20 protein-coding genes are annotated in these 22,125 nt (G+C 72.9%); 5 read left to right on the forward strand and 15 right to left on the reverse strand.

Going from position 1 to position 22,125, the window contains the following annotated elements; translation table 11 throughout:
* Positions 1-128: 128 nt before the first annotated feature.
* From ACFV18_RS28850 to ACFV18_RS28860, 3 genes are read left to right on the forward strand one after another with little or no spacing between them, the layout of a single operon-like run.
* Positions 129-563 (forward strand): hypothetical protein, encoded by a 435-nt coding sequence (locus ACFV18_RS28850; protein WP_380488172.1) that lies wholly within the window; start codon positions 129-131, stop codon positions 561-563.
* The gene (locus ACFV18_RS28855) at positions 560-1,732 is read left to right on the forward strand and encodes a hypothetical protein (RefSeq protein WP_380488173.1); all 1,173 of its coding nucleotides are present in this window, start codon (positions 560-562) and stop codon (positions 1,730-1,732) included. Before ACFV18_RS28850 ends, ACFV18_RS28855 begins: the two co-directional genes overlap by 4 nt.
* Before the next feature lie 41 nt (positions 1,733-1,773).
* Positions 1,774-3,420, forward strand: coding sequence for a DHA2 family efflux MFS transporter permease subunit (locus tag ACFV18_RS28860; protein ID WP_380488174.1), 1,647 nt, complete (start codon positions 1,774-1,776; stop codon positions 3,418-3,420).
* A gap of 24 nt (positions 3,421-3,444) precedes the next feature.
* On the opposite strand, the gene ACFV18_RS28865 is transcribed toward ACFV18_RS28860, so the two are convergent.
* The 5 genes from ACFV18_RS28865 to ACFV18_RS28885 form a co-directional block, all read right to left on the reverse strand.
* Positions 3,445-4,440, reverse strand: a complete 996-nt coding sequence (locus ACFV18_RS28865) for a LuxR C-terminal-related transcriptional regulator (RefSeq protein WP_380488175.1) — start codon at positions 4,438-4,440, stop codon at positions 3,445-3,447.
* A gap of 156 nt (positions 4,441-4,596) precedes the next feature.
* The gene (locus tag ACFV18_RS28870; protein ID WP_380488220.1) at positions 4,597-6,453 is read right to left on the reverse strand and encodes a BTAD domain-containing putative transcriptional regulator; all 1,857 of its coding nucleotides are present in this window, start codon (positions 6,451-6,453) and stop codon (positions 4,597-4,599) included.
* A gap of 58 nt (positions 6,454-6,511) precedes the next feature.
* Positions 6,512-6,703 (reverse strand): hypothetical protein, encoded by a 192-nt coding sequence (locus tag ACFV18_RS28875; protein WP_380488176.1) that lies wholly within the window; start codon positions 6,701-6,703, stop codon positions 6,512-6,514.
* Positions 6,704-6,870: 167 nt separating this feature from the next.
* Complete coding sequence (locus ACFV18_RS28880; protein ID WP_380488177.1) at positions 6,871-7,173, reverse strand: hypothetical protein; 303 nt, start codon at positions 7,171-7,173, stop codon at positions 6,871-6,873.
* A gap of 220 nt (positions 7,174-7,393) precedes the next feature.
* Positions 7,394-9,076: a carbohydrate binding domain-containing protein gene (locus ACFV18_RS28885; protein ID WP_380488179.1), complete on the reverse strand. Its 1,683-nt coding sequence runs from the start codon at positions 9,074-9,076 to the stop codon at positions 7,394-7,396.
* A 324-nt stretch (positions 9,077-9,400) separates the two neighbouring features.
* Between ACFV18_RS28885 and ACFV18_RS28890 the strand changes: the two genes are divergently transcribed.
* A complete protein-coding gene (locus ACFV18_RS28890) occupies positions 9,401-10,285 on the forward strand; it encodes a phosphotransferase (protein WP_380488181.1) in 885 nt (294 codons plus the stop codon).
* A gap of 7 nt (positions 10,286-10,292) precedes the next feature.
* Here the strand turns inward: ACFV18_RS28890 and ACFV18_RS28895 are convergent, their stop codons facing one another.
* The 7 genes from ACFV18_RS28895 to ACFV18_RS28925 all read right to left on the reverse strand — a co-directional run bounded on the left by ACFV18_RS28895 (position 10,293) and on the right by ACFV18_RS28925 (position 17,976).
* Positions 10,293-11,531 (reverse strand): LCP family protein, encoded by a 1,239-nt coding sequence (locus ACFV18_RS28895; RefSeq protein WP_380488182.1) that lies wholly within the window; start codon positions 11,529-11,531, stop codon positions 10,293-10,295.
* Positions 11,532-11,560: 29 nt separating this feature from the next.
* Positions 11,561-12,100 (reverse strand): SigE family RNA polymerase sigma factor, encoded by a 540-nt coding sequence (locus tag ACFV18_RS28900; protein WP_380488184.1) that lies wholly within the window; start codon positions 12,098-12,100, stop codon positions 11,561-11,563.
* 229 nt (positions 12,101-12,329) lie between these two features.
* Positions 12,330-13,496: a S8 family serine peptidase gene (locus tag ACFV18_RS28905; RefSeq protein ID WP_380488185.1), complete on the reverse strand. Its 1,167-nt coding sequence runs from the start codon at positions 13,494-13,496 to the stop codon at positions 12,330-12,332.
* A 113-nt stretch (positions 13,497-13,609) separates the two neighbouring features.
* Positions 13,610-16,009 carry a glycoside hydrolase family 65 protein gene (locus tag ACFV18_RS28910; protein ID WP_380488186.1) on the reverse strand — a complete coding sequence of 800 codons (2,400 nt, stop codon included), beginning with the start codon at positions 16,007-16,009 and terminating at the stop codon, positions 13,610-13,612.
* Positions 16,006-16,752: an HAD family hydrolase gene (locus ACFV18_RS28915; RefSeq protein ID WP_380488187.1), complete on the reverse strand. Its 747-nt coding sequence runs from the start codon at positions 16,750-16,752 to the stop codon at positions 16,006-16,008. The genes ACFV18_RS28910 and ACFV18_RS28915 overlap by 4 nt, the downstream gene beginning before the upstream one ends.
* Positions 16,753-16,815: 63 nt before the next feature.
* Positions 16,816-17,283, reverse strand: a complete 468-nt coding sequence (locus ACFV18_RS28920) for an SRPBCC domain-containing protein (RefSeq protein ID WP_380488188.1) — start codon at positions 17,281-17,283, stop codon at positions 16,816-16,818.
* A gap of 216 nt (positions 17,284-17,499) precedes the next feature.
* Positions 17,500-17,976, reverse strand: coding sequence for a carboxymuconolactone decarboxylase family protein (locus ACFV18_RS28925; protein ID WP_380488189.1), 477 nt, complete (start codon positions 17,974-17,976; stop codon positions 17,500-17,502).
* 50 nt (positions 17,977-18,026) lie between these two features.
* On the opposite strand from ACFV18_RS28925, the gene ACFV18_RS28930 reads away from it, so the two are divergent.
* Entirely contained in the window at positions 18,027-19,451 is a 1,425-nt protein-coding gene (locus ACFV18_RS28930) for a PLP-dependent aminotransferase family protein (RefSeq protein ID WP_380488190.1), read from the forward strand.
* Positions 19,452-19,458: 7 nt separating this feature from the next.
* On the opposite strand, the gene ACFV18_RS28935 is transcribed toward ACFV18_RS28930, so the two are convergent.
* The 3 genes from ACFV18_RS28935 to ACFV18_RS28945 all read right to left on the reverse strand — a co-directional run bounded on the left by ACFV18_RS28935 (position 19,459) and on the right by ACFV18_RS28945 (position 22,097).
* On the reverse strand, positions 19,459-19,623 hold the full coding sequence (locus ACFV18_RS28935; RefSeq protein WP_157815763.1) for a DUF6126 family protein: 165 nt from the start codon (positions 19,621-19,623) through the stop codon (positions 19,459-19,461).
* A gap of 38 nt (positions 19,624-19,661) precedes the next feature.
* Complete coding sequence (locus ACFV18_RS28940; protein ID WP_380488191.1) at positions 19,662-20,267, reverse strand: helix-turn-helix domain-containing protein; 606 nt, start codon at positions 20,265-20,267, stop codon at positions 19,662-19,664.
* A 93-nt stretch (positions 20,268-20,360) separates the two neighbouring features.
* Positions 20,361-22,097, reverse strand: a complete 1,737-nt coding sequence (locus tag ACFV18_RS28945) for a pyruvate dehydrogenase (protein WP_380488221.1) — start codon at positions 22,095-22,097, stop codon at positions 20,361-20,363.
* Positions 22,098-22,125 lie beyond the last annotated feature (28 nt).

The raw sequence follows: 22,125 nt of genomic DNA on the forward strand, positions 1-22,125 counted from the left end.
CGACGGCCTGCAGTCGCTCTCGCCAGGGCGGCCCGGCCGAACCGCAGCGCCGCCCCGTCGCCCCGGCATCGCAGCTTGAACTCGGCGCCCCGGCATCGGACGTCGCCAACGGCTGCGGAGCCCGCCGGATGACCGCCACCGTCGCTGCGGCGTACGCCCGGCAGCCCGAACTTCGCTGTGCGCAGCGCGACTTCGGAACCGCCGCGACGGCCTGCAGTCGCTCTCGCCAGGGCGGCCCGGCCGAACCGCAGCGCCGCCCCGTCGCCCCGGCATCGCAGCTTGAACTCGGCGCCCCGGCACCGGACTTCGCCAACGGCTGCGGAGCCCGCCGGATGACCGCCACCGCCGCTGCGGCGTACGCCCGGCAGCTCAAACGCGGCCGCGCGCAGCGCGACTTCGGCACCCCGGCACCCGACCCCGCCGACCCCGCTGACGCCCTCGGAGCCCGCCGCGTGACCGTGACCGCCGTCGCCGCCACCCCGCCGCACGCCCCGTCGGCGGAACTCGGCTGCGCGCAGCGCGACTTCGGCGCTGCCGCCCTGACCTTGGAGCTCGCCGCATGACCCCGCCCGACACCGCCATCGCTGCCCCGGCCCGGGCCTACACCCGGCGGATCTCGCAGATCGAGCGCGGCTATCTGAACGCCAACGCCACCGGCACCCCGCAGCTGATCCAGATGGTGATCGAGGGCGAGGGCCGCATCGACCCGGGGCAACTCGCCGACGCGGTGCGGGAGTCCACCGCCGCCAACCCCGGCCTCGCGGTTCGCCGCAAGGGCCCGAACTGGCGGGCCGCGGACGCCCTCCCGCCGATCACCGAGTTGCCCGCCGATGCGGGGTTCGACCACCCGTTCTTCCATCGCGACCTGGACGTGGTGGCCGGGCCGGTGTGCGAACTGGGCCTCGCCAACGGGCCGGTGACCACCCGGCTGGTGGTGCGCGCCAGCCACATCGTCACCGACGGTCGCGGCCTGCGGTACTGGATCGAGGACCTGTTCCGCGCGCTGCGCGGCGAGCCCCTGGTCGGCGCGGACTCCACCGTCGACGACACGCACTTCCGCACCGCCGCCGCCCCCGTCCCGGCCGCCCCCGTCCCGGCCCGGGTGGAGGGAGGCCCCGCGATCCTCGGACAGGGGCCCGCCGACGGGACAGCCCTCTGGCTGCGCCGCTCGGTCGCGGCAACGCCGTCCGCCGCCACTGCCCGGATTGGCGCCGCGGTGTCGCGCCTGCTGGCCGCCGGCTCCGGCCGCCTGATCATCCCGGTGGACCTTCGCCGGCACGACCGCGAGGTGCGCTCCACCGCCAACCTGACCTCCCAGCTGGTGCTCGATCTGCACCGCGAGGACCGCTGGAACCGGCTGCACAGCCAGCTGCTCGCCGCCATGCTCCGCAAACGCGAAGTCGCCGCCCTGGAACGGGACTTCCTGCGCAACAACCCGTTCGCGAACTCGCTGCGGGAGGCCCAGGAGCTGGACGGTACGCGCTTCCCGTGCACCGCGATCCTCACCGACCACGGGCGGATCGACACCGAGCTGTACCGCACCGCGCAGTTCCGGCCCACCGAGTACTTCACGCTGCCGATGCTCGTCCCGTACGCCGAGATGTTCCTGAGCACCTGCCAGCTCGACGGCCGTACCGAACTCACGCTGTCCTGCCGCAACCGGCCCGACGCCCGCCCGGCCGCCGAGGCCGTCCTCGACGAGGTCGAACGCGCCCTGCTCGCCGCCGACTGACCCGTTCACCCCTCCTCCCCGCCGATGAAGGACCTGCGAAGATGCCCACCAAGCAGCCCCCCCGCACCACGGTGAACGCGGTCAAGGGCAAGGCCCGCCGCAAGCCGGGCCCGGAGCGCAAGCCCGCCGCCACCTCCGAGAAGCCCACCGCAACCGCCCAGCCCACAGAGCCCGCGCAGCCCACCGAGACCGCACCGCCGGCCGAGGAGACCGCCGCGGTCGCCGTGGCCGAGCCCGAGACGCCGGCCACCCCCGAGCAGGACAAGAAGGCCGATGCCCCGCCGGCCCAGGAGGGCCCGTCCAAGGCCGCGCTGATCACCATGGCGGCCGCCATCGCCGGCGGGTTCATCGCGCTGCTGGACACCACCATCGTCAACGTCTCCATGCAGGAGACCACCGCCCGCTTCGGTGGCATCAACCAGGTGCAGTGGGTGGTGACGGCCTACCTGCTGGCGCTGGCGGCGACCATGCCCGCCACCGGCTGGCTGGCCACCCGGTTCGGCACCAAGCGGGTGTTCGCCGCGGCCACGGCACTGTTCGCGCTGGGTTCGCTGGGCTGCGCCGCCGCCCAGTCGCTGGACCAGCTGATCGCGGCCCGCGGCCTGTCCGGCGCGGCGGCCGGCATCCTGACGCCGGCCTCGACGATCCTGCTGACCCGTGGCGTGCCGCGCGAGCACCTGGCCAAGGTCCAGGGCCTGAACGGTTCGGTGATGCTGATCAGTCCGCTGCTCGGCCCGACCATCGGCGGTCTGCTGGTCGCCTGGGGCGGCTGGTCGGCGGTGTACGTGGTGAACATTCCGTTCTGCGCGATCCTGCTGGCCGTCACGGTGCGCTGGGTCCGCAAGGACGCCCCGCCGGCCGGCAGCGCCAAGCCGCTGGACCTGGTGGGCCTGGTCTCCTCGGCGACCGCCACCGTCTGCCTGGTGCTGGCCATCCACGCGTACGCCGAGCGCGGCGCCGAGGCGAGCGCCGCGCTGCTGGTGCCGCTCGGCCTGGCGGTGGTCGGCGCGGTGGTGTTCGTGGTGCGCGAGCTGAAGGCGAAGTTCCCGCTGCTCGACCTGCGGCTGTTCCGCATCCCGGTGTACGCGACCGCGGTGGTGAACATCTTCTGCCTGGGCTTCGTCCTGTACTCGCCGATGATGCTGATCCCGCTGTACTTCGAGGACGCCCGCGGCGAGTCCGCGGTGACCACCGGCCTGCTGATGTCCGTCGGCGGTCTGGGCGTGGTGACCGCCGCCTGGCTGTCCCGGGTGCTGCTGCGGAAGATCGGCGGTGGTGCGACCGTGCTGATCGGCATCTGCCTGACGATGATCGCCACCGTCCCGATGACCGGCCTGACCGCCACCACCTCGTACCCGCTGATCTGCGGCAGCCTGGTGATCCGCGGCCTGGGCACCGGCCTGACCATCGTGCCGACCATGACCCGGGCGTTCCAGTCGATCCGTCAGGAGTCCATCCCGGATGCCTCCGCGCAGCTCAACCTGACCCAGCGGATCGGCGGCGCGCTGGCCATCGCGGTGGTCACCGTGGTGCTCACCGACTCCGCCCGCAGCCACCACGGCATGGTGCCCGCCGCGTTCGCGCACTCCTTCGGCTGGCTGCTCGGGGTGTACGGCGTGACGCTGCTGCCCGCGCTGGCGCTCCTCCTCGCGGACCGCTGGGAGAAGAAGCGCCAGCCGGCGGCCTGACCGAACGCCGACGAACGCCCGCGGTCAGCGCGTGGCGGGGAGCCAGCCGTCCTGAACGGCGTGCACCCCGGCCTCGAACCGGCTGCGGGCGTCCAGGCGTTCCATCAGGTTGGCGGCGAACCGGCGGGCGGTGCGGGGGGAGACGCCCATCCGCTTGGCGATCGCCTCGTCGGTGTGGCCCTGGGAGAGCATCTTCAGCACCGCCAGCTCGTGCGGCGGCATCTCGTTCTCGTCGCACTTGGGCGCGTCCCCGACCGGGATCGCACTCGCCCACACGCCCTCGAACAGCGCGCACAGCGCGGCCACCGTGCCCGCGCCGCGCAGCACCACGGCGCCGGCCCGGGCGTCCTCGGTGTCGATCGGCAGGACGGCCTGCTGCCGGTCGAAGATGATCATGCGGATGGGGAGTTCGGGCACCGTACGCACCTGGCCGCCCTGCAGGTTCAGCCAGGTGACGTGGTCCAGGGTGGGCCGGTGGTTGCGGACGCTGTCCAGGTAGACGGTGCGCATCTGCACCCCGCGCTCCAGCAGCGCCGCGTTCGGCTGCCGGCTGGCCCGCAGGTCCTCCTCGGTGTGGGCGCCGCCGGGGGCGAAGGTCGCCACCTCATGGCGTACCGACCCGGCCAGTTCGGCCAGCCGCTCGCGGATCATCTCCGGCCCGGCCAGCTGCTCGGACGCGGCGTCGGTGGCGGTCGGCCGGAACGCCGAGCACTCCGCGATCAGCTGGGCCGCCGCGGCCCGGGATGCCTCCACCCGCAACTGCTGGGCGGCCAACTCGGCCTGCTGGCGGGCCAGCAGCACCTCCATCGCGGTCTCCGGGCCGACCGCCCGGAACCCGATGCCCTCCCGTGCGGACGGCTGGATCAGGGCCAGTTCGCTGAGCCGGTCGAGTCCGGTGCGTACCCTGCCCTCGGTGAGGCACAGGGCGGCGGCCAGCGCGGCGACCCCGGCCTGTGGGTCGGCGAGCATTCGTCGATAGATGGACTCGGCCTCCGCATCGAGCCCCAATATGTCCAGCATGGATCGTCCCCGTTTCGATCAGCGCCAGTAAGGTTTACATCATTTCCTGAGCTTACTGACACGGGGCAACCACACCTTGACGCCAAGATTCCGGAAACATGACCGGACAACGGTGTCCCGGACACGGCCCGCGGAGTGTTCGGAACCCGCCTGGTCTCAGGCTGTCACCAGCAGTTGACGGTCCGTCGGCGCCGCCGGTGCGCCGACCCCGTCCGGCGGCTCGGGCAGCAGCCGCGAGCAGTCCCGCACCAGGCTGTGGAACGAGAACAGCGCCGCCGCCTCCTGCCGGATCAGGTTGTTCTCGTACAGCGCGTCCAGGCAGCACTCCACCTCGTCCGCGCTCAGCCCGGTCACCGCCGCCGCCCGGTCCACGTCGAACGACCCGGCGGGCTGACGGCTCATCAAGCAGCTGAACCGCTGCTGCGCCCGGTCCAGGTACTGGTAGGACGCGCGCAGCAGTGCCATCAGGTCGCGGTCCCCGGTGCGCAGGCAGCGCGCCCGCCGCTCCGGGTCGGCCAGCCGCTCCACCAGGTCGGCCACCGACCACGCCGGACGGTCCCGCAGCCGGGTCGCGGCGATCCGCACCGCCAGCGGCAGGTAGCCGCACAGCGCCGCCGCCTCCGCCGCCCGGACCGGCTCGCGCGCCACCCGCCACTCCCCGGCCACCCGGGCGAACAGCTCCACCGCGTCACCCGGCGGCAGCACGTCCAGCGGCAGCGCCACCGAGCCGTCCAGGGCGCTCAGCTTGCGCCGGCTGGTCACCAGCACCAGGGTCTCCCCGGCGCCGGGCAGCAGCGGGCGCACCTGCGCGCTCTCCGCGGCGTCGTCCAGCACCAGCAGGCAGCGCCGGCCGGCCAGCCGGGAGCGCCACAGCGCGGAGCGTTCCTCCAGCGAGGCCGGGATCCGCTCCGGCGGCACGCCGTCCGCGCGCAGCAGTGCGGCCAGCGCCTGGGCGGGCGGCACCGGCGGCCTGGACTCGTCGAAGCCGTCCAGCGCGGCGAAGAACTGGCCGTCGGGGAAGTCGGCGGTCACCCGGTGCGCCAGGCGTACCGCGAGGGTGGTCTTGCCGACGCCGCCCATGCCGTCGATCGACAGCATCAGCGGAGCCCCGGCCGCCCGCCGGGCCACCGCCTCCTGGAGCAGTGCCAACTCGCCGGTCCGGCCGGTGAAGTCCGACAGGTCGTGCGGCAGGCAGTTCGGCCGCTGCCCGGGAGCGGGCTCGCTGCCGGCGGAGGGCCGCGCCGTCACCGGTTCGGCGATCGGGCCGGGGGCGTCGTGCATGCCGGGCGCGTCGGCGAGGATCTCCGCCTGCAGCGCCCGCAGTTGGGGGCTCGGCTCCAGGCCGAGTTCGTCCGCCAGGAAGCGGCGGCCCTCGTCGTAGACCGCGAGCGCGTGCGCCTGCCGGCCGCTGCGGCACAGCGCCGTCATCAGGCTCCGGCGCAGCGAGTCGCGCAGCGGGTACTCGGCCAGCAGTGCCGTCAACTCGCCCACCAGCGAGGAGGTTTCACCGCTCTTCAGGCGCAGCGCCATCAGGTCCTCGACCGCGGTCAGCCGCTGTTCGTTCAGCTTCACGGCCGCGCTGGTCACGGCCGGGCAGTGGATGCCCGCGAACGCCTCGCCGCGCCACAGGTCCACCGCGGACTGGAGCAGCCGGATCGCCTCCGGGAACCGCCCGTCCCGTTCGGCGGCCCGGGCCTCGCGGACCTTGCGGGTGAAGCGGTGCGCGTCCACCGCGTCCTCGGGTGCGGCCAGCCGGTACCCGACGTCCACCGTCACCAACCGGTGCTCGCCGGCGGCCAGCACCCGTCTCAGGTCGCGGATGGCGTTGTGCACCTGCGGTCTGGCCGACGGCGGCGGGTCCTCCCACAGCTCGTCCACCAGGAAGTCCATCGGTACCACCCGGCCGGCGTTCAGGAGCAACAGCGCCAGGAGTCTCTGCTGCCGCATGCCCCGGACGTCCACCAGGACGCCGCCCTGACGCGTCTCCAGCGCGCCCAGGACCAGGTATTCCATCGTCTTCACCCCCGTGAATGCGATCGGTCGGATGTGGTGATCGGTGTCCTGCGCGGGCTCAGCGGCCCCAGGTGACGTCGCTCTCGGTGACACCCATGTCCGGGGTGGCCGTCGAGGTCGGCACGACATGGTCGGCACCGGCACCGTCGGCGACATTTCCGGCGTATTCCACCGACGCCGCCGAAATGGCCAGTGCGGCGAAAGCGGCGACCGAGAAAGCGACCAACTTGGAGACGCGGGTGACCAGCACGGAATTCTCCTCGAAAATGGTGGGGATTCCTCCGGGATCAGTTCCCGGGGCTCCTTGCCGGCGCCCTCGCTCCGGCCGGCACCACCACTGTGCTGCACCTGCGACGCCGTGGGAACAGGGGGCGGCTGGACGGAACATGCACTGTCCTAAGCCGTCCACGGCCACGGCTAGTCGAGTCCCCACCAGGGCCCGGGAATCAGTGCTGCGCCTACCGAGAGGACCGCGAAGCCGGCCAGCGCGGGCTCCGCCTGGACCGTCCGGCGCAGCAGCGCGGCCGCCCGGCCCTCCGCCTCCAGCAGGGTGCGGGACAGGCTGAACACCCCCACCGTGACTTCGTTCGACCTGCTCGGATGGACGCTCACGTGCTCCAGTGCGTCCAGGTCCTCCGCATGGGTGCGGAGTAAATTCGCCAGCTCGGGAGGAGCGCTTCGGCCGAGCGGCGTGCGGAGCCGTGCGTGAACCAGATGCATACTCCTATCTTCGGCCCGTCCACTAGGTGCCCGAACAATTTCGCGCTGGTCGATTTATGCCGTGGCCTGAACCGTCCAGGCCGGGCATTTGATCGTTTGATGTCGAATGATGCTGGGACTCCGGGACTGAAGGAACGCGGGACCCGGGAGCGGCCTGCACCCCCGGGGTCCTGCCCGGTTCACTGTCCACAGCCCTGTGGACAGCCCTGCGGGTGGAAGGTCAGCGGCCCTGGAGCGCCTTGACGTTGTCGCCGAAGCTCCAGCCCTTCGAGCCGTCCCAGTTGATCGACCAGTCCATCAGGCCCTTCAGCTGGCCGTTGAAGGCGCCCCAGGACTGGCCGACCAGGCTGGGCGCCAGGTACCCGCCGCCGGCGCCGGGCTGGGCCGGCAGGCCCGGGACCTGCTTGTCGTAGGGGACCTTGATGGTGGTGCCCTGGATGGTCAGACCGTTGTTCAGGCAGGTGGTTTGCGCGGTGAAGCCCTGGACGGTTCCGGCCGAATAGGAGTCGCCGGAGCAGCCGTACATCGAGCCGTTGTAGTACTGCATGTTCAGCCACCACAGCCGGCCGTTGTCCACGTACTTCTTGATGACCGGCAGATAGGCGCCCCAGATCGAGCCGTAGGTGACGCTGCCGCCGGTGACGTACGCGGTCTCGGGTGCCATGGTCAGGCCGAAGCCGGCCGGCATCTGGGCCAGCACACCGTCGATGATGCGGATCAGGTTGGACTGCGAGGCGGACAGCGTGCCGATGCTGCCGCTGCCGGACAGGCCGGTCTCGATGTCGATGTCGATGCCGTCGAAGTTGTACTTCTTCAGGATCGGGACGACGGTCGCCACGAACCGGTCCGCGACGGCGCTGGAGCTCAGGTCGATGCCCGCGGCGGCGCCGCCGATCGACAGCAGGACGGTCGCGCCGGCGGCCTTGGCCTGGCACATCTCCGCGGGCGTGGAGACCTTGACGCCGGTGTCCATGCCGTCCTGCCACAGCACGGTGCCGTCCGAGAGGATCACCGGGAACGCGGCGTTGATGACGTTGTAGCCGTGCGCGGCCATCCGGCCGTCGGTGATCGGGGTCCACCCCATCCCGGGGTGCACGCCGTTGGACGCGCCGTCCCAGTTCTCCCAGTAGCCCTGCAGCACCTTGCCGGCCGGCCTGGGCTTGGTCGGACAGGTCGCGTCCCCCGAACTCGGGCTGGACGAGGGGCCGCCGGACGCGCTGCTGCTCGCCGAGGGGCTGCCGGACGCGCTGCCGGACGGGCTGGACGACGGGCTCGACGAGGCGCTCCCGGACGGACTGCCGCTCGGCGAGGGGCTGCTGCCGCCGGGGCCGGCCAGCGAGATGTCGTCCGCGTAGTACGCGGGCTGGCCGTACCAGCCGTGCACGTAGACGGTCACCGAGGTGGTGTTCGCGCCGGTGCCGAAGGAGACGCTGAGCTGCCCGTACGAGGCGTTGCCGGCCGTCCAGGTGGACGGGGTGCCGGTCAGTCCGGTGCCGGTGGCGCCCAGGTAGACGTAGCTGCCCTGGACGTAGGCGCTCAGCGTGTACTGCGAGTTGGGCTGCACGCTGATGGTCTGGCTGCACTGCGCGGTGTCCTGGCCGCCGGGGGTGGCCCGGAGCGCGGAGCTGCCGGAGTGGACGGGGCTGCCGACGGTCGCGGCGCCGGAGCAGGTCCAGCCGGAAAGGCCGTCCTCGAAGCCGGAGTTGACCACCAGGTTGGTGGTGTCGGCGGCGGCCGTGACGGTACCGGCCACGGCGAGGCCGGTACCGACGGCGGCGGCCGCGCAGACCCCGGCGAGCGAGCGCTTCAGCACGCTCGGTCCGGCTCCGGGCCGCGTCACCTGCACTGCGCGTTCCACGCCCGCCCGTTGCGGGCGTGACGTGCGCGGGCTCCGACGGAACATGTGGTGCTCCCTTCCCGCCGAGCGCCCTGGTCGAGGCCGTGCGCGTGGGGGCGGCGTGACGCCCGGCTCTGGGTGAGGTGGGGGACATGTGGGGCTGTGCCGACCGGATCGTAGAAGTGCCGGCCGAGCCCGTCAATAGGTCTGGACCAAAGGCAAGGGTGGTCTGGACCGGGCGAGGGGCGGCCGTCCCCGGAAGCGCCGCGGCCCCGAATTCCCCTCCCGCATAAGCAGGGTGAACACTGGCCCGGTGCGCCCTTCCGGTGCTCCGGAGCGCCGCGTCCTGCCGGTCGCGGCCCCGGACGTCGAGTGGAACGAGCCCTGGACGTGGACTGTCGAAGCCCCGCCGCCCTGCTGGCCGAGGCCTGCGCCGCCGCCGGCCGCCCGAGCACCGGCGCCGAACTCATCCGGGCCGGCGAGAACACCCTGTGGCGGCTGCCCGGCCAGGTCGTGGTCCGGATCGGCCGGCCCGGACAAACCGCCGTAGCCGTCCGCGAGTTGACAGTCGCCCGCTGGCTGCGCGCGCACCGCGTCCCGGCCGTCCGCCCGCTCGCCGACCCGCCCGAACCGATCGTGGTCCACGGCCGCCCCGTCACCTTCTGGCACGAACTGCCCCCGCACCGCCACGCCACCGCCCCCGAACTCGCGGCCGCCCTCCGCCGACTCCACCAACTTCCGCCGCCCGAAGCCGAGTTGGGCACCATCGACCCGTTCGTCCGGCTCGCCGCCCGGATCGACGGCGCCGCCACCCTCGACGCCCCGCAGCGCGCCTGGCTGCACGGCCGACTCGCCGAACTGCGCACCGCCTGGACCGAACTCGACCACTCCGCCCAGCCGTTGACGGTCGTCCACGGCGACGCCTGGGGCGGCAACCTCGCGGTCACCGCCGCCGCCGCCTACCTGCTGGACTTCGAACGCACCGCCCTCGGCCCGCCCGCCTGGGACCTCACCTCCACCGCCGTCGCCCATGACTCCTTCGGCAGCCTCACCGCCCCCGGCTACGCCGCCTTCTGCGCCGCGTACGGCGCGGACGTCACCGAGTGGTCCGGCTACCCGGTCTTCCGCGCCATCCGCGAACTGCGGCTCGCCCTCTACGCCCTGCAGCAGGCCGCCACCACCCCCGACCGCCACCGCGCCCAGGCCCACTACCGGCTGGCCTGCCTGCGTGGCGAACACGGGCCCCGCCCCTGGCGATGGACGGCCCTCGACTGACGTCGCGTCAGTACACGCAGGGCACCCCGTCCAGCCCGACCGGCAGCTGCGGCGAGTCCTCGAACGCCTCCCCGGCGGGCGAGTCCGGCGAGACCGGGCCGACCGACCGCTCGCCGAGCAGGATCTGCCGGGCCGCCCCCTTCACCTCCCGCACACGGTTCCCCTCGAAGGTGACCGGCAGCGTCGCCGCGGTGCCCCGCCCGGCCGCCAGCGCCGGCACCTGGCGGACGAAGTCCACCGGGCTCCAGCCCTCATCGGTCACCAACTGGTCCTTGAGCGAGTCGTACAGCGCGGAAAGCCGGGCCGGATCCGTCAGCACCCCGTCCGTGCGCAGCTTCGCCAGCACCCCGGCCAGCAGCGCCTGGGCCCGGGTGGTGCGCTGCACGTCCGAGCCGTCACCGATTCCGTGCCGCTGCCGGACGAACGCCAGAGCCTGCGCCGGGTTCAACTCCTGGCGCCCGGCGGGCAACCGGACCCCGCTCCAGTCGTCGCGCACCGCCTGGTTCAGACAGACCGGCACCCCGTCGAGGGCCTGCGCCATCCGGTAGAACCCCGTCATCGAGATCTCGGCGTAGTGGTCCACCGGGATCCCCGCCAGCATCTCCATGGCCCTGAACAGCGCGCCCCGCCCGGCCCCCCGGCCGCGCCGGCGCAGCTCCTCCTCGGACAGGCCCTGCCCGCGCAGCCGGTCCATCTCGGCGGTCTCCGCCTTCGAAAACAGCGAGTTGAGGGGGGCCTGCCCGCCGTGCCCGTCCGACACCAGCAGGTCCCGGGGCACCGACAGCTGCCGGACCTCGCCGCCACCCTTGGGGATGTGCACCAGCATGATGGTGTCGGCGGTGTCCCGGTCGGGCAGCGCGGCGTGCAGGTCGCCGTGCACCAGCTCGGCGGGCGCCGGCCGGCCCTGCGCATCAGCGGTGCTGTCCAGGCCCACCAGCAGGATCGTCACGCCCGCGTCCAACGGCGCCGGCGGGGGCGGCGACACCGAGTGAGCGATGCTGAGGACGTCCGAGCGCTGCCCCGGCACACCGTGCGGCACCGTCAGCGCCCCCGCCCCGACCACCACGGCGGCGGCCAGCGCACCCCCCAGCAGCACCGCCCGCCGCCGCCGGGCCCGCTTGAGCCGCCGCCCCACCGCCAGCCCACCGTCCACCAGTCTCGCCGTCACCTCCGGACCAGGCCCACTGCCCACCTGACCGAACGCCTCCCCCAAACGCACCTCGAACTCCCCGTCCCCGCCCGTCACTTCACCACTCCCTCGACCGAAATCCCCGCTCACCGCGCCACCAACTCCGCCAAGTCCGAACCCAACAGCGTCCGCAGCTTCGCCAACGCCCTCGAACACCGGGTGCGCACAGCGGCCGAACTGTCCTTCACCATCGCGGCGGTCTCCTCCACACTGCGGTCCTCCCAGTACCGCAGCACCACCACCGCCCGGTCCCGTGGCGGCAGTTGACCGAGCGCGTCGACCAGCGCCAGCCGCAACGCCGAATCCGGCGCCTGCTCCACCACCTCCGGCAGCACCTGGCTCGGCCGCTCACTGCTGCTGCGCCGCCGCCGATGCGTCAGGTACGCCCGCACCAGCACGGTCTGCGCGTACCCGGCCGGATTGTCGATCCGCCCCGCCCAGCTCGGCCGGTGCAGACGGTGCCACTGGGTGTACATCTGCCCGAGCGTCTCCTGCACCAGATCCTCGGACAGATGCGCGTCCCCGCCGGTGAGGAAGTACGCCGAGCGGTAGAGCTGCCCGGAGCGGGCCGCCGCGAACGCGACGAACTCCTCCTCCAGGGCCGCCCGCCGTCGAGCTGTGGCCACGTTTCCTCTCCCTCCGCCGAATCCGCCCTATGACGACCCGGCGGCACCAGGATGTTTCATCCGTCGCCAAGAAAGGTCCCGCACGGCCCGCCAGGGCCGGGGGAGAACTGCGCGAAGGGGAACGCACCCCACCGCGAGATCGCGACGCACGACAATGACTTGTACGTGCTCGCGACCTCGCGGACGTGGTGTGCGTACCTCCCCCTCTGCCTCGCCGGCGCCTTGGTGGCTAGCCCCTGAACGCCCCGACCCCGTTCGGCGTCCCCAGCCCCGTAGGCCCGTCATACCCGGGCCCCGCCGTGCACAGGTAGGCCGGCCGACACGTCGCCGTGGCTCCGGTGACCACATCGTTGAGCGCCCCGGGCTGCGCGTACGGGAAGCTCGCCGGCCGGCTCCCGGCCGCCGGCGCGCCCGCGAGGGCGTAGGTCGCGGCGATGATGGGCGCCGCCGCGGAGGTCCCGCCGTAGGTGTACCAGCCGCTGCCGCCGTAGGTCTGGTAGACGGCCACACCGGTCTCGGGGTCGGCGACGGCCGCCACATCCGCGACGGTCCGGCGGCTGCACCCGGTGTCCTTCTGCCAACTGGGCTTGGAGAGCCGGGAGGAGCACCCGCTGCCGGTCCCTTCGGAGGAAGTCGTGGACCAGACTTCCTCCGCCCAGCCGCGCGGCGAACTGTCGGTGCGGAGCGAGGTCCCCCCGACCGCCGTGACGTGCGGCGAGGACGCCGGGAAGATCACGCCGTAGCCGCCGTCACCGGAGGCGACGGCGATGGCCACGCCGGGGTGGTCGAAGTACCGGCTGTCGTAGCCGGCGGCGTTGGAGTTCTCCTGCGCGCCCCAGCTGATCGAGACGTACTTGGCGCCCATCGCGACGGCGGTGTTGACGGCGGCTCCGAGGTCGGCGACGCCGGCGCTGTCGGCCTCGACGAGGAGCAGGTGGGCGCGGGGTGCGATCGCGGAGACCATGGCGAGGTCGAGCGCCGTCTCGCCGGCCCACGCGCTGTCCGCGCGCGGGATCCGGGTGCCGCCGCGCTGGTCGGTCTTGTGGAAGCAGCCGCTGTCGCTGGTGCAGGCGGGCAGCCCGTAGTGGTCGCGGTAGACGCCGAGGTCGGCCTCGGCGTTCGGGTTGTCGTAGGCGTCGACGATGGCGACGGTGGTGCCTTCGCCGCCGTCGGCGGGCAGCCCGTACGCGGAGAGCAGGTCGGCGGGGCCGTAACCCTCCTTGTCGGAGGCGGCGCTGACGACCCGCAGGGCGTGGCAGGCGGCGATGTCGGCGCGGGCGGGACGGGCGCAGGTGTGCACCCAGTGGGTGCCGTGGTGGATGGTGTCGGCATGCGTGGGGGTGGCGGCGGTGAGGGTGGTGAGCAGGGCGGCGGCGGTGAGGGCGAAGGTGCGCACGGACGGGCCTCCGGTCGGTACTGCGGACCGGTGGCGCGCGTGAAGTTCCCTGCACGACCGGTCACGGTTCGTACAGGGAGTGTTGACGCGGCGTCAGCTTTTTATGCGCGCGGTCACTCTGCCGGTAGATGGTCGACGCTGCCGACCTGGATGCCGGCCTGGCTGTGCCGTCGGGCCGGTTCGCGGCCGGGCGGCTGGGTGGGGCGCTCGGCGGGGGTGCCGATCTTCTTGGTGGGGCGGCTGACGGGCTTCCCGGTTTCGACGCGCAGCGTTTCGTCGTCGTGCAGGACGTGCAGCACGCTGCCGCGGCGGAGCGTGTAGGTGGTGGTGGCGTGGGTGATGTCGATCCGCAGCAGGTGTTCGCGCACGCTCATGGAGAAGCACAGCCGTTGCAGTCCGGCGGGCAGCCGGGGGCGGAACGACAGGTGTTCGCTGTGGTCGCGCAGGCCGCCGAAGCCGGCCACCAGGGCGATGCAGGCTCCGGCCAGCGAGGCCATGTGCAGGCCGTCGCGGGTGTTGCCGCCGAGGTCGTGCAGGTCCATCAGGGCGGCTTCGGCGGTGTAGTCGTAGGCGAGGTCGAGCTGGCCGACCTCGGCGGCGATGACGGCCTGGGTGCAGGCGGAGAGCGAGGAGTCGCGGACGGTCAGTTGTTCGTAGTAGGCGAAGTTCCGGGCCTTCTGCGCGGGGGTGAAGAGGTCGCCGCGGGTCTGCATGGCGAGCACCAGGTCGGCCTGTTTGACGACCTGCTTCCGGTACAGGTCGAAGTACGGGTAGTGCAGCAGCAGCGGGTACTTCTCGGGCGGGGTGGCCTCGAAGTCCCACATCTGGTGGTCGGTGAAGCCGTCCGCCTGCGGGTGGACGCCGATCTGCTCGTCGTACGGGATGAACATCTTGTCGGCCGCGTCGCGCCAGGCGGCGGCCTCCTCGGTGTCCACCCCGAACGCCGACGCCTCGTGCAGGTACTTCAGCGCGGTGTCGGCGGCGTTCCACAGGTTGGCCTGCGCCATCGCGTTGGTGAAGACGTTGTTGTCGGCGACCGCGCTGTACTCGTCGGGGCCGGTGACGCCCTCGATCCGGAAGTTGCCCTTGGCGTCGTGGTGGCCCAGCGAACGCCACATCCGGGCGGTCTCCACCAGCAGCTCCAGGCCCTGGGTGCGTTCGAACTCGGTGTCGCCGGTGGCCCGCACGTAGCGGACCACGGCGGCCGCGATGTCCGCGCCGATGTGGAACGCGGCGGTGCCGGCCGGCCAGTACCCCGAGCACTCCTCGCCGCGGATCGTCCGCCACGGGAACACCCCGCCCGCCAGGCCGAGTTGGGCCGCCCGCTCGCGGGCCATCGGCAGCGTGGTGTGCCGCCAGCGCAGCGCCTGCTTGACGGCCTCCGGCAGGCAGTAGGTGAGCACCGGCAGTACGAAGGTCTCGGTGTCCCAGAACGAATGCCCGTCGTACCCCGGGCCGGTCAACCCCTTGGCGGGGATGGCCCGTTCCTCGCTCCGGGCACCCGCCTGCAACACGTGGAACAGCGCGAACCGGACGGCCTGCTGGAGTTCCACGTCGCCCTCGATCTCGACGTCGTTGTCACCCCAGAACTTGCCCAGGAACTCCTTCTGTTCGGCCACCAGACCGTCCCAGCCGGTGTACCGGGCGGCGGTCAGCGCGGCCTCCACCTGGTCGCGGACGGCGGGCAGCGAACGGGTCGCCGACCAGCCGTACGACACGAACTTCACCAGGCGCAGCTTCTGACCGGCGTTCAGCACCGTGGTGACGGTGATCCGGGCCTGGTCGTCCGAGGACTCGGCGGCGGTGTCGATCCGCTCCGGCCCGTCGATCACGTGGTCGATCCCGGCGGCGACCCGCAGCCCGGAGAACCGGGTGCGGTGCACCAGCACGCCCTTCGTCCCGTCGGCGTGCCGCAGTTCGGCCGCCAGCGGGGCCTCCAGCACGGCCGACGCCCGCGGGTCGCCGTCCCCGCCGCCCGGCAACTGCTCGTTGGCGACCAGCTCGGACTGCAGCACGATCCGCACCGGGCCGTCCACGGCCTCCACCGCGTAGTCGATCGCGCACACCGCCCGCTGGGTCAGCGACACCAGGCGGCGGGAGCTGACCCGCACCGTCCGCCCGGCCGGCGAGGTCCACTCGGCCTCCCGGCGCAGGATGCCGTCCCGGAAGTCCAGGCTGCGCCGGTGGCTGCGCAGTTCGCCGTACCGCAGGTCGAACGGCTCGTCGTCGACCAGCAGCCGGATCAGCTTGCCGTTGGTGACGTTGATGACGCTCTGCCCGGACTCCGGGAAGCCGTAGCCGCTCTCCGCGTACGGCAGCGGACGCAGCTCGAACACGCCGTTCAGGTAGGTGCCGGGCAGGCCGTGCGGCTCGCCCTCGTCCAGGTTGCCGCGCAGCCCGATGTGGCCGTTGGACAGCGCGAACACCGACTCCGCGCGGGCCTGCCCCGGCAGGTCCAGACCGTGCTCGCTGATCCCCCACGGATCGACCGTGAACGCCTCGGACGGGCTCATCCGCGCTCCCCGAGCAGCTCCGACAGGTCGTCCACCACCACGTCCGCGCCGTGCTCGCGCAGCGCCTCGGCCTGCCCGGTGCGGTTCACCCCCACCACCGTGCCGAAACCGCCCGCCCGGCCCGCCGCGACCCCCGCCAGCGCGTCCTCGAACACCGCCGCGTGCTCCGGGGCGGTGCCCAACCGCTTCGCGGCGGCCAGGAAGGTGTCCGGCGCGGGCTTGCCCGCCAGGTGGTCGCGGGCCGCGGTGATCCCGTCCACCACCACATCGAACAGGCCGTCGATCCCGGCGGCCTTCAGTACATCCCGGCAGTTCGCGCTGGACGAGACCACCGCGCGCGGCAGCCCGAGCTCCCGCAGCCGGTGCAGGTACGCCACCGACCCCTGGTACGGCTGCACACCCTGCTCGCGGATCAGCCGCAGCACGGTGTCGTTCTTCGCCGCGGACAGCCCGTTGACCGTCCGCGCCCCCGGCGGATCCTGCGAGGTGCCCTCCGGCAGCTCGATCCCGCGCGAGGCCAGGAACTGCCGGGTGCCGTCCAACCGGGGACGGCCGTCCACGTACCGGTCGTAGTCGCCGACCGGATCGAACGGGACGAACGGGGCGCCGCCGCGCTCCGCCTCCGACCGCAGGAACGCGTCGAACATGTCCTTCCACGCGGCCGCGTGCACCTTCGCGGTCTGGGTCAGCACCCCGTCGAGGTCGAACAGGAAAGCGTTGATGCGGTCCGGAAGTCCCAACATGCTGCCAGTCTCACCCGCCGTCGCTGCTCCATGCCGGTCATCGCCCGAAACGGCGCGTCGTGGTCAGTCGGCCGCCGCGTGCACCCCCGGATGCGAGTGGCCCTCCGGCACGAACAGCGGCTGCGGACGCCCGCTCTGCGCATAGTCCTTCAACCGGACGATCGCCTCCGCCCACCCGCCCGCGGCCGCCGGGACGGACGCCACCGCGTCCGGACCCCACCCGAGATGGCGCAGCAGCAACAGCGTGTGCCGCGGCCCGTCCGGATGATCGAACAGGTCCCACGTCACGGTCGTGCCCTGCCACGTCGGCGGATACAACCCGACACTGCGCCACCCCACCCGGTCCAGGTCCGCACGCTCACGCCGGAGCCGAAGCGGCTCCGGCGCGTCCGGCACCGTGACCAGCAGATCCTCCCCGTCCCGTTCGATCCCGGTACTCCACCACGACGTCAACCCCACCCGGGTGTCCAACGCCGCCAGCAACCGCTCCCGGGACGCCGCGACATCGACCTGCAAGGCGATCTCGGCCATCGCACTCACCTCACCACCCACCATCGCGCGAAACGCACGCGCGTGCGAAACGCAGGAGGGTGCGCAGACAGGGGCGCGGGGAACTGCGCGACAAGCGCACACCACGTCCGCAAGGTCGCGATCAAGTGCAAGTCATTGCCCCGCGTCGCGATCTTGCGGTGGGGTGCCTTCCGCTTCGCGCAGTTCCCCGCGCCCCTGTTTGCGTACCCCCATGCCTCACACTCGCACCGCCGGCGACATCCGCGTCGAGACGCCCACGCGGTTGAGGGCGTTGATGGTGGTGATCACGCCGATCAGGTGGGCGAGTTCGGTTTCGGAGAAGTGCTTCGCGGCCTCGTCGTAGACCTCGTCCGGGACGTGCGTCGTGGCGATCAGGGTGATGGCCTCGGTGAGGGCCAGCGCAGCGCGCTCGCGGGGGGTGAAGAACGGCGTCTCGCGCCACGCGGCCAGCGTGTGGAGGCGGTGTTCGGCTTCGCCGTTCTTGCGGGCGTCGCGGGAGTGGACGTCGAGGCAGTACGCGCAGCTGTTGATCTGGGAGGCGCGCAGGTTGACCAGGTCGGCGATGGCGGGGTCGCCGAGGCCGGCCCGGGCGAGGCGGTCGAGGGCGATCAGGTTGCGGTGGAACTCGGGGGCGACGCGGGCGAGGGCGAGGCGCTGGGCGGGGGCGGGAACGGCGGCGGCTTGGTCGGTCATGGGCACCACGCTAGGCGGGGGTTGGCCCGGTGGTGTGGTTCATTTGGGGGATGAGTTCCTGGGCCACTTTCGGCGGCGATCTGCACCTCGACCTGACGGCCGGCCGCACGCGCGGCCTCGGTCTGCGGGCCGCGCTGGAGGATGCGCTGCGCACGGCCGTGCGGGACGGACGGCTCGCGCCGGGCACCCGCCTGCCGTCCTCCCGGGCGCTCGCGGCCGATCTCGGGATCGCCCGCAACACCATCGCCGAGGCGTACACCCAACTCGTCGCCGAGGGCTGGCTGATGTCCCGGCAGGGCTCGGGCACGGTGGTCGCGGAGCGCGGCCCGCAGCCCGGGCCCGCCGTACCGCCACCGGGCCTGCGGCAGCCCGTCGCGCTGCGGTACGACCTGAAGCCGGGCTCGCCCGATCTGGCCCGGTTCCCGCGCGGCGCGTGGCTCGCGGCGGCCCGTCGTGCGCTGGCGAGCGCCCCGCACGACGCGTTCGGGTACGGCGACCCGCGCGGCCGGATCGAGCTGCGCCGGGCGCTGGCCGGCTACCTGGCCCGGGCCCGCGGGGTGCGCACCGATCCGGAGCGGCTGCTGATCTGTTCGGGCGTGCAGCAGGGTCTCGGCCTGGTCTGCGCGGCGCTGCGCGAGCGGGGCCTCGGGTCGGTCGCGGTGGAGGCGTACGGGCTGCCGCCGCAGCACGCGGTGATCACCGCGCAGGGGCTTTCGATGCGTCCGCTGCGGCTGGACGAGGGCGGCGCGGTGACGTCCGAACTGGCCGGCACCGAGGCCGGGTTGGCACTGCTGACGCCCGCTCACCAGTTCCCGACCGGGATGCCGTTGCGGGCGGCCCGGCGGGCGGAGGCGGTGGACTGGGCGCGGCAGGTCGGCGGCTACCTGCTGGAGGACGACTACGACGGCGAGTTCCGCTACGACCGGCACGCCATCGGGGCGATGCAGGCGCTGGACCCGGAGCGGGTGGTGTACGCGGGCACCGCGTCCAAGTCGCTGGCGCCGGGCGTGCGACTGGCCTGGCTGGCGCTGCCGGCGGCCCTGGTGGAACCGGTGGTGCGGCACAAGCAGTTGGCGGACGGCCAGAGCGGCGCCCTGGAGCAGCTGACGCTGGCCGAACTGATCGACTCCGGCGGCTACGACCGGCACATCCGGCGCAGCCGCCAACTGCTGCGGCGCCGCCGCGACCGGCTGGTCGAGGTGCTCGCCGAGCGTGCCCCGCGGGTGCGGGTGACGGGGATCAGCGCGGGCCTGCACGCCGTCCTGGAACTGCCCGAGGGCTCCCCGGGCGAGGACGAGCTCCGGGCCCGCGCGCTGCGGGCGGGACTACGGGTGCACACCCTGGGGTGGAGCCGGGCCGAGGGCACGGGCCGGCCGCCGAAGTGGCCCCCGGCGCTGGTGGTCGGCTACGGCACGCCGCCCGACCACGTCTTCGAGGCCGCCCTGGCCACGCTGTGCACCGTGCTGGGCCCCTGACGGCCGGTCACTTGCCGTGGCGGCCGACGTAGAACAGCAGGAAGAGGAAGCCCACGAAGCCGTGGCCCGAGACGATGTAGATCCAGACCCGGATCCACACCCGGTTGGAGGCGCGGTAGCCCGCGTCGACGGTCTCCTTGTACTGCGGGACGGCGGGCTTGGTGTCGGCCATGGCGGTCTCCTGACGGTGGTGGCGGACGGGTTCGGGGGCTACAGGCGGGGGGCGTCGCCGAGGCACAGGTCGCCGGCGGGGCTCTGCAGCAGGGTGTGGACGAAGATCAGGTCGAGTCCGGTGTCGGAGTCGGCGGCGATGCAGTGCGGGGTCATCGAGTCGAAGTGGGCGGAGTCGCCCTCCTCGAGCAGGTGCACCCGGTCGCCCAGGGTGAGCTTCATCCGGCCCTTGGTGACGTACAGCCACTCCTCGCCGGGGTGCACCCGCACCACGGCGTCCTGCGAGCTCGGCGGGACGTGCACCCGCAGTGCCTGCATGGCCCGGCCCGGCGCCCCGGCGCGGCGGTATCCCCAGCCGCCGGCCCGGCCGGGTTCGGCCACGCCGCCGCGGATCACCGGATCCGGCTCGGCCACCTGCTCGCCGAGCAACCCGGACACGCTCGTCCCGTACGCCCGGGCGAGGCCGAGCAGTACCGGCAGCGAAGGCTGCCGCCTCCCGGTCTCCAGGCGCGACAAGTAGGCTGGCGACAGGCCGACCCGGGCCGCCGCGGCCTCCAGCGTGAGGCGGCTGGTGACCCGCTGCTCCCGGAGCCGCGCGCCGAGGCCCGCGACTTCCTGGTCGTCGCCGAGTGGACTGTCTGTCATGACTTCAGTCCACACCCTTTGTGCCTCAGTGGCAACAAACTTGCCCCACAGGCAAACCGGTCCGTCCCCCCTCGGTTCCCAGTCTCCTCGCCCTTATCCGGTACCGGCACCCGCAGGCCAGGGGCGGGGCAGGTGGCGCAGGTTGGACCGGGCCAGGTCGATCATCCGGCCGACGCCGCCGGTCAGCACCGTCCGTCCGGCAGCCAGCGCGAAGCCCTTGAGCTGGGCGGCGGTGATGTGCGGCGGGATGGACAGCGCGTTCGGGTCGGTGACCACGTCCACCAGGGCCGGGCCGGGCCGCTCCAGGGCGTCCGCCAGCACCTCGCGGACCTTGGCCGGGTCGGTCACCCGCTTCGCCGGGATGCCGCAGGCCCGGGCGATCGCGGCGTAGTCCACGTCGCCGTTGTCGATCTCCCACTCCGGATAGCCGGAGACCAGCATCTCCAGCTTGATCATGCCGAGCGCCCCGTTGTTGAACACCACGGTCTTCACCGGCAGCCGGTGCTTGGCCACCGTCAGCAGCTCACCGAGCAGCATGCCGAGACCGCCGTCGCCCGACATCGACACCACCTGCCGCCCGGGGAACGCCAGTTGGGCCCCGATCGCGTGCGGCAGCGCGTTCGCCATCGAACCGTGCAGGAACGAACCGATCACCCGGCGCCGCCCGTTCGGCGTCAGGTAGCGGGCCGCCCAGACGTTGCACATGCCGGTGTCCACGGTGAACACCGCGTCCCCGTCGGCCACCTCGTCCAGCACCGACGCCACGTACTCCGGATGGATCGGCCGGTGCTTCTCGATGCCCCTGGTGTACGCCCCGACCACCGTCTCCAGCGCCCGGTAGTGCCGGGTCAGCAGCCCGTCCAGGAACGACCGGTCGGTCTTCTGCTCCAGCAGGGGCAGCACCGCCCGCAAGGTCGCCGCCACATCCCCGTGCACCGCCAGTTCCAGCGCGGTACGCCGGCCCAGCCGGGTGGCGTCGTGATCCACCTGCACGGTGCGGGCCTGTGGCAGGAACGAGTCGTACGGGAAGTCGGTACCCAGCAGCAGCACCAACTCGGCCTCGTGCAAGGCCTCGTGGCACGCCCCGTAACCGAGCAGCCCGCTCATCCCGACGTCGTACGGGTTGTCGTACTGCACCCATTCCTTGCCCCGCAGGGAATGCCCGACCGGCGCCTGCAGCATCCCCGCGAGCTTCATCAACTCCTCGTGCGCACCCCGCACCCCCGCGCCCGCGAACACCGCCACCGTCCGCGCCGCGTTCAACGCCTCGGCGAGCGCCTGCACCTGCGACCACGGCGGCGCCGCCACCGCCTGCTCGGTCAGGAAGGTGCTCCGGCCGGTCGGCGCCGGCGCGGGCAGCGCGGCGACGTCACCCGGAAACGCCAGCACCGCGACGCCACGGGCGCCCAGCGCGTGCTGAATCCCCACCCGCAGCAGCCGCGGCAACTGCGCCGGGTTCGACAACAGCTCGCACCACCCGCTGCAATCGGTGAACACCCGCTCCGGGTGCGTCTCCTGGAAGAACCCCGTCCCGATCTGCGCGGACGGGATGTGCGAGGCCAGCGCCAACACCGGAACGCCACTGCGCTGCGCGTCGTACAGCCCCTGGATCAGATGCGTGTTGCCCGGGCCGCAACTCCCCGCACACACCGCCAGCCGCCCCGTCAGCTCCGCCTCCGCCGCCGCCGCGAACGCCCCCGCCTCCTCGTTCCTGACGTGCACCCAGGAGATCCCCTCGGCCCGCCGAATCGCGTCCACCACCGGATTGAGACTGTCTCCCACCACCCCGTAGACCCGCTCGACCCCCGCCTGCAGGAGCACTTCCACCATCTGCTCAGCCACGCTGCCCACGGATCAC

Origin of the sequence: Kitasatospora sp. NPDC059673, assembly GCF_042734215.1 — a bacterium.
Lineage (GTDB): Bacteria > Actinomycetota > Actinomycetes > Streptomycetales > Streptomycetaceae > Kitasatospora.

Bases quoted from the DNA above. Each gene is read 5' to 3' on its own strand.
- ACFV18_RS28850 (WP_380488172.1), top strand. From the start codon at position 129: ATGACCGCCACCGTCGCTGCGGCGTACGCCCGGCAGCCCGAACTTCGC.
- ACFV18_RS28855 (WP_380488173.1), top strand. From the start codon at position 560: ATGACCCCGCCCGACACCGCCATCGCTGCCCCGGCCCGGGCCTACACC.
- ACFV18_RS28860 (WP_380488174.1), top strand. From the start codon at position 1,774: ATGCCCACCAAGCAGCCCCCCCGCACCACGGTGAACGCGGTCAAGGGC.
- ACFV18_RS28865 (WP_380488175.1), bottom strand. From the start codon at position 4,440: ATGCTGGACATATTGGGGCTCGATGCGGAGGCCGAGTCCATCTATCGA.
- ACFV18_RS28870 (WP_380488220.1), bottom strand. From the start codon at position 6,453: ATGGAATACCTGGTCCTGGGCGCGCTGGAGACGCGTCAGGGCGGCGTC.
- ACFV18_RS28880 (WP_380488177.1), bottom strand. From the start codon at position 7,173: ATGCATCTGGTTCACGCACGGCTCCGCACGCCGCTCGGCCGAAGCGCT.
- ACFV18_RS28885 (WP_380488179.1), bottom strand. From the start codon at position 9,076: ATGTTCCGTCGGAGCCCGCGCACGTCACGCCCGCAACGGGCGGGCGTG.
- ACFV18_RS28910 (WP_380488186.1), bottom strand. From the start codon at position 16,009: ATGAGCCCGTCCGAGGCGTTCACGGTCGATCCGTGGGGGATCAGCGAG.
- ACFV18_RS28915 (WP_380488187.1), bottom strand. From the start codon at position 16,752: ATGTTGGGACTTCCGGACCGCATCAACGCTTTCCTGTTCGACCTCGAC.
- ACFV18_RS28920 (WP_380488188.1), bottom strand. From the start codon at position 17,283: ATGGCCGAGATCGCCTTGCAGGTCGATGTCGCGGCGTCCCGGGAGCGG.
- ACFV18_RS28925 (WP_380488189.1), bottom strand. From the start codon at position 17,976: ATGACCGACCAAGCCGCCGCCGTTCCCGCCCCCGCCCAGCGCCTCGCC.
- ACFV18_RS28930 (WP_380488190.1), top strand. From the start codon at position 18,027: ATGAGTTCCTGGGCCACTTTCGGCGGCGATCTGCACCTCGACCTGACG.
- ACFV18_RS28935 (WP_157815763.1), bottom strand. From the start codon at position 19,623: ATGGCCGACACCAAGCCCGCCGTCCCGCAGTACAAGGAGACCGTCGAC.
- ACFV18_RS28940 (WP_380488191.1), bottom strand. From the start codon at position 20,267: ATGACAGACAGTCCACTCGGCGACGACCAGGAAGTCGCGGGCCTCGGC.
- ACFV18_RS28945 (WP_380488221.1), bottom strand. From the start codon at position 22,097: ATGGTGGAAGTGCTCCTGCAGGCGGGGGTCGAGCGGGTCTACGGGGTG.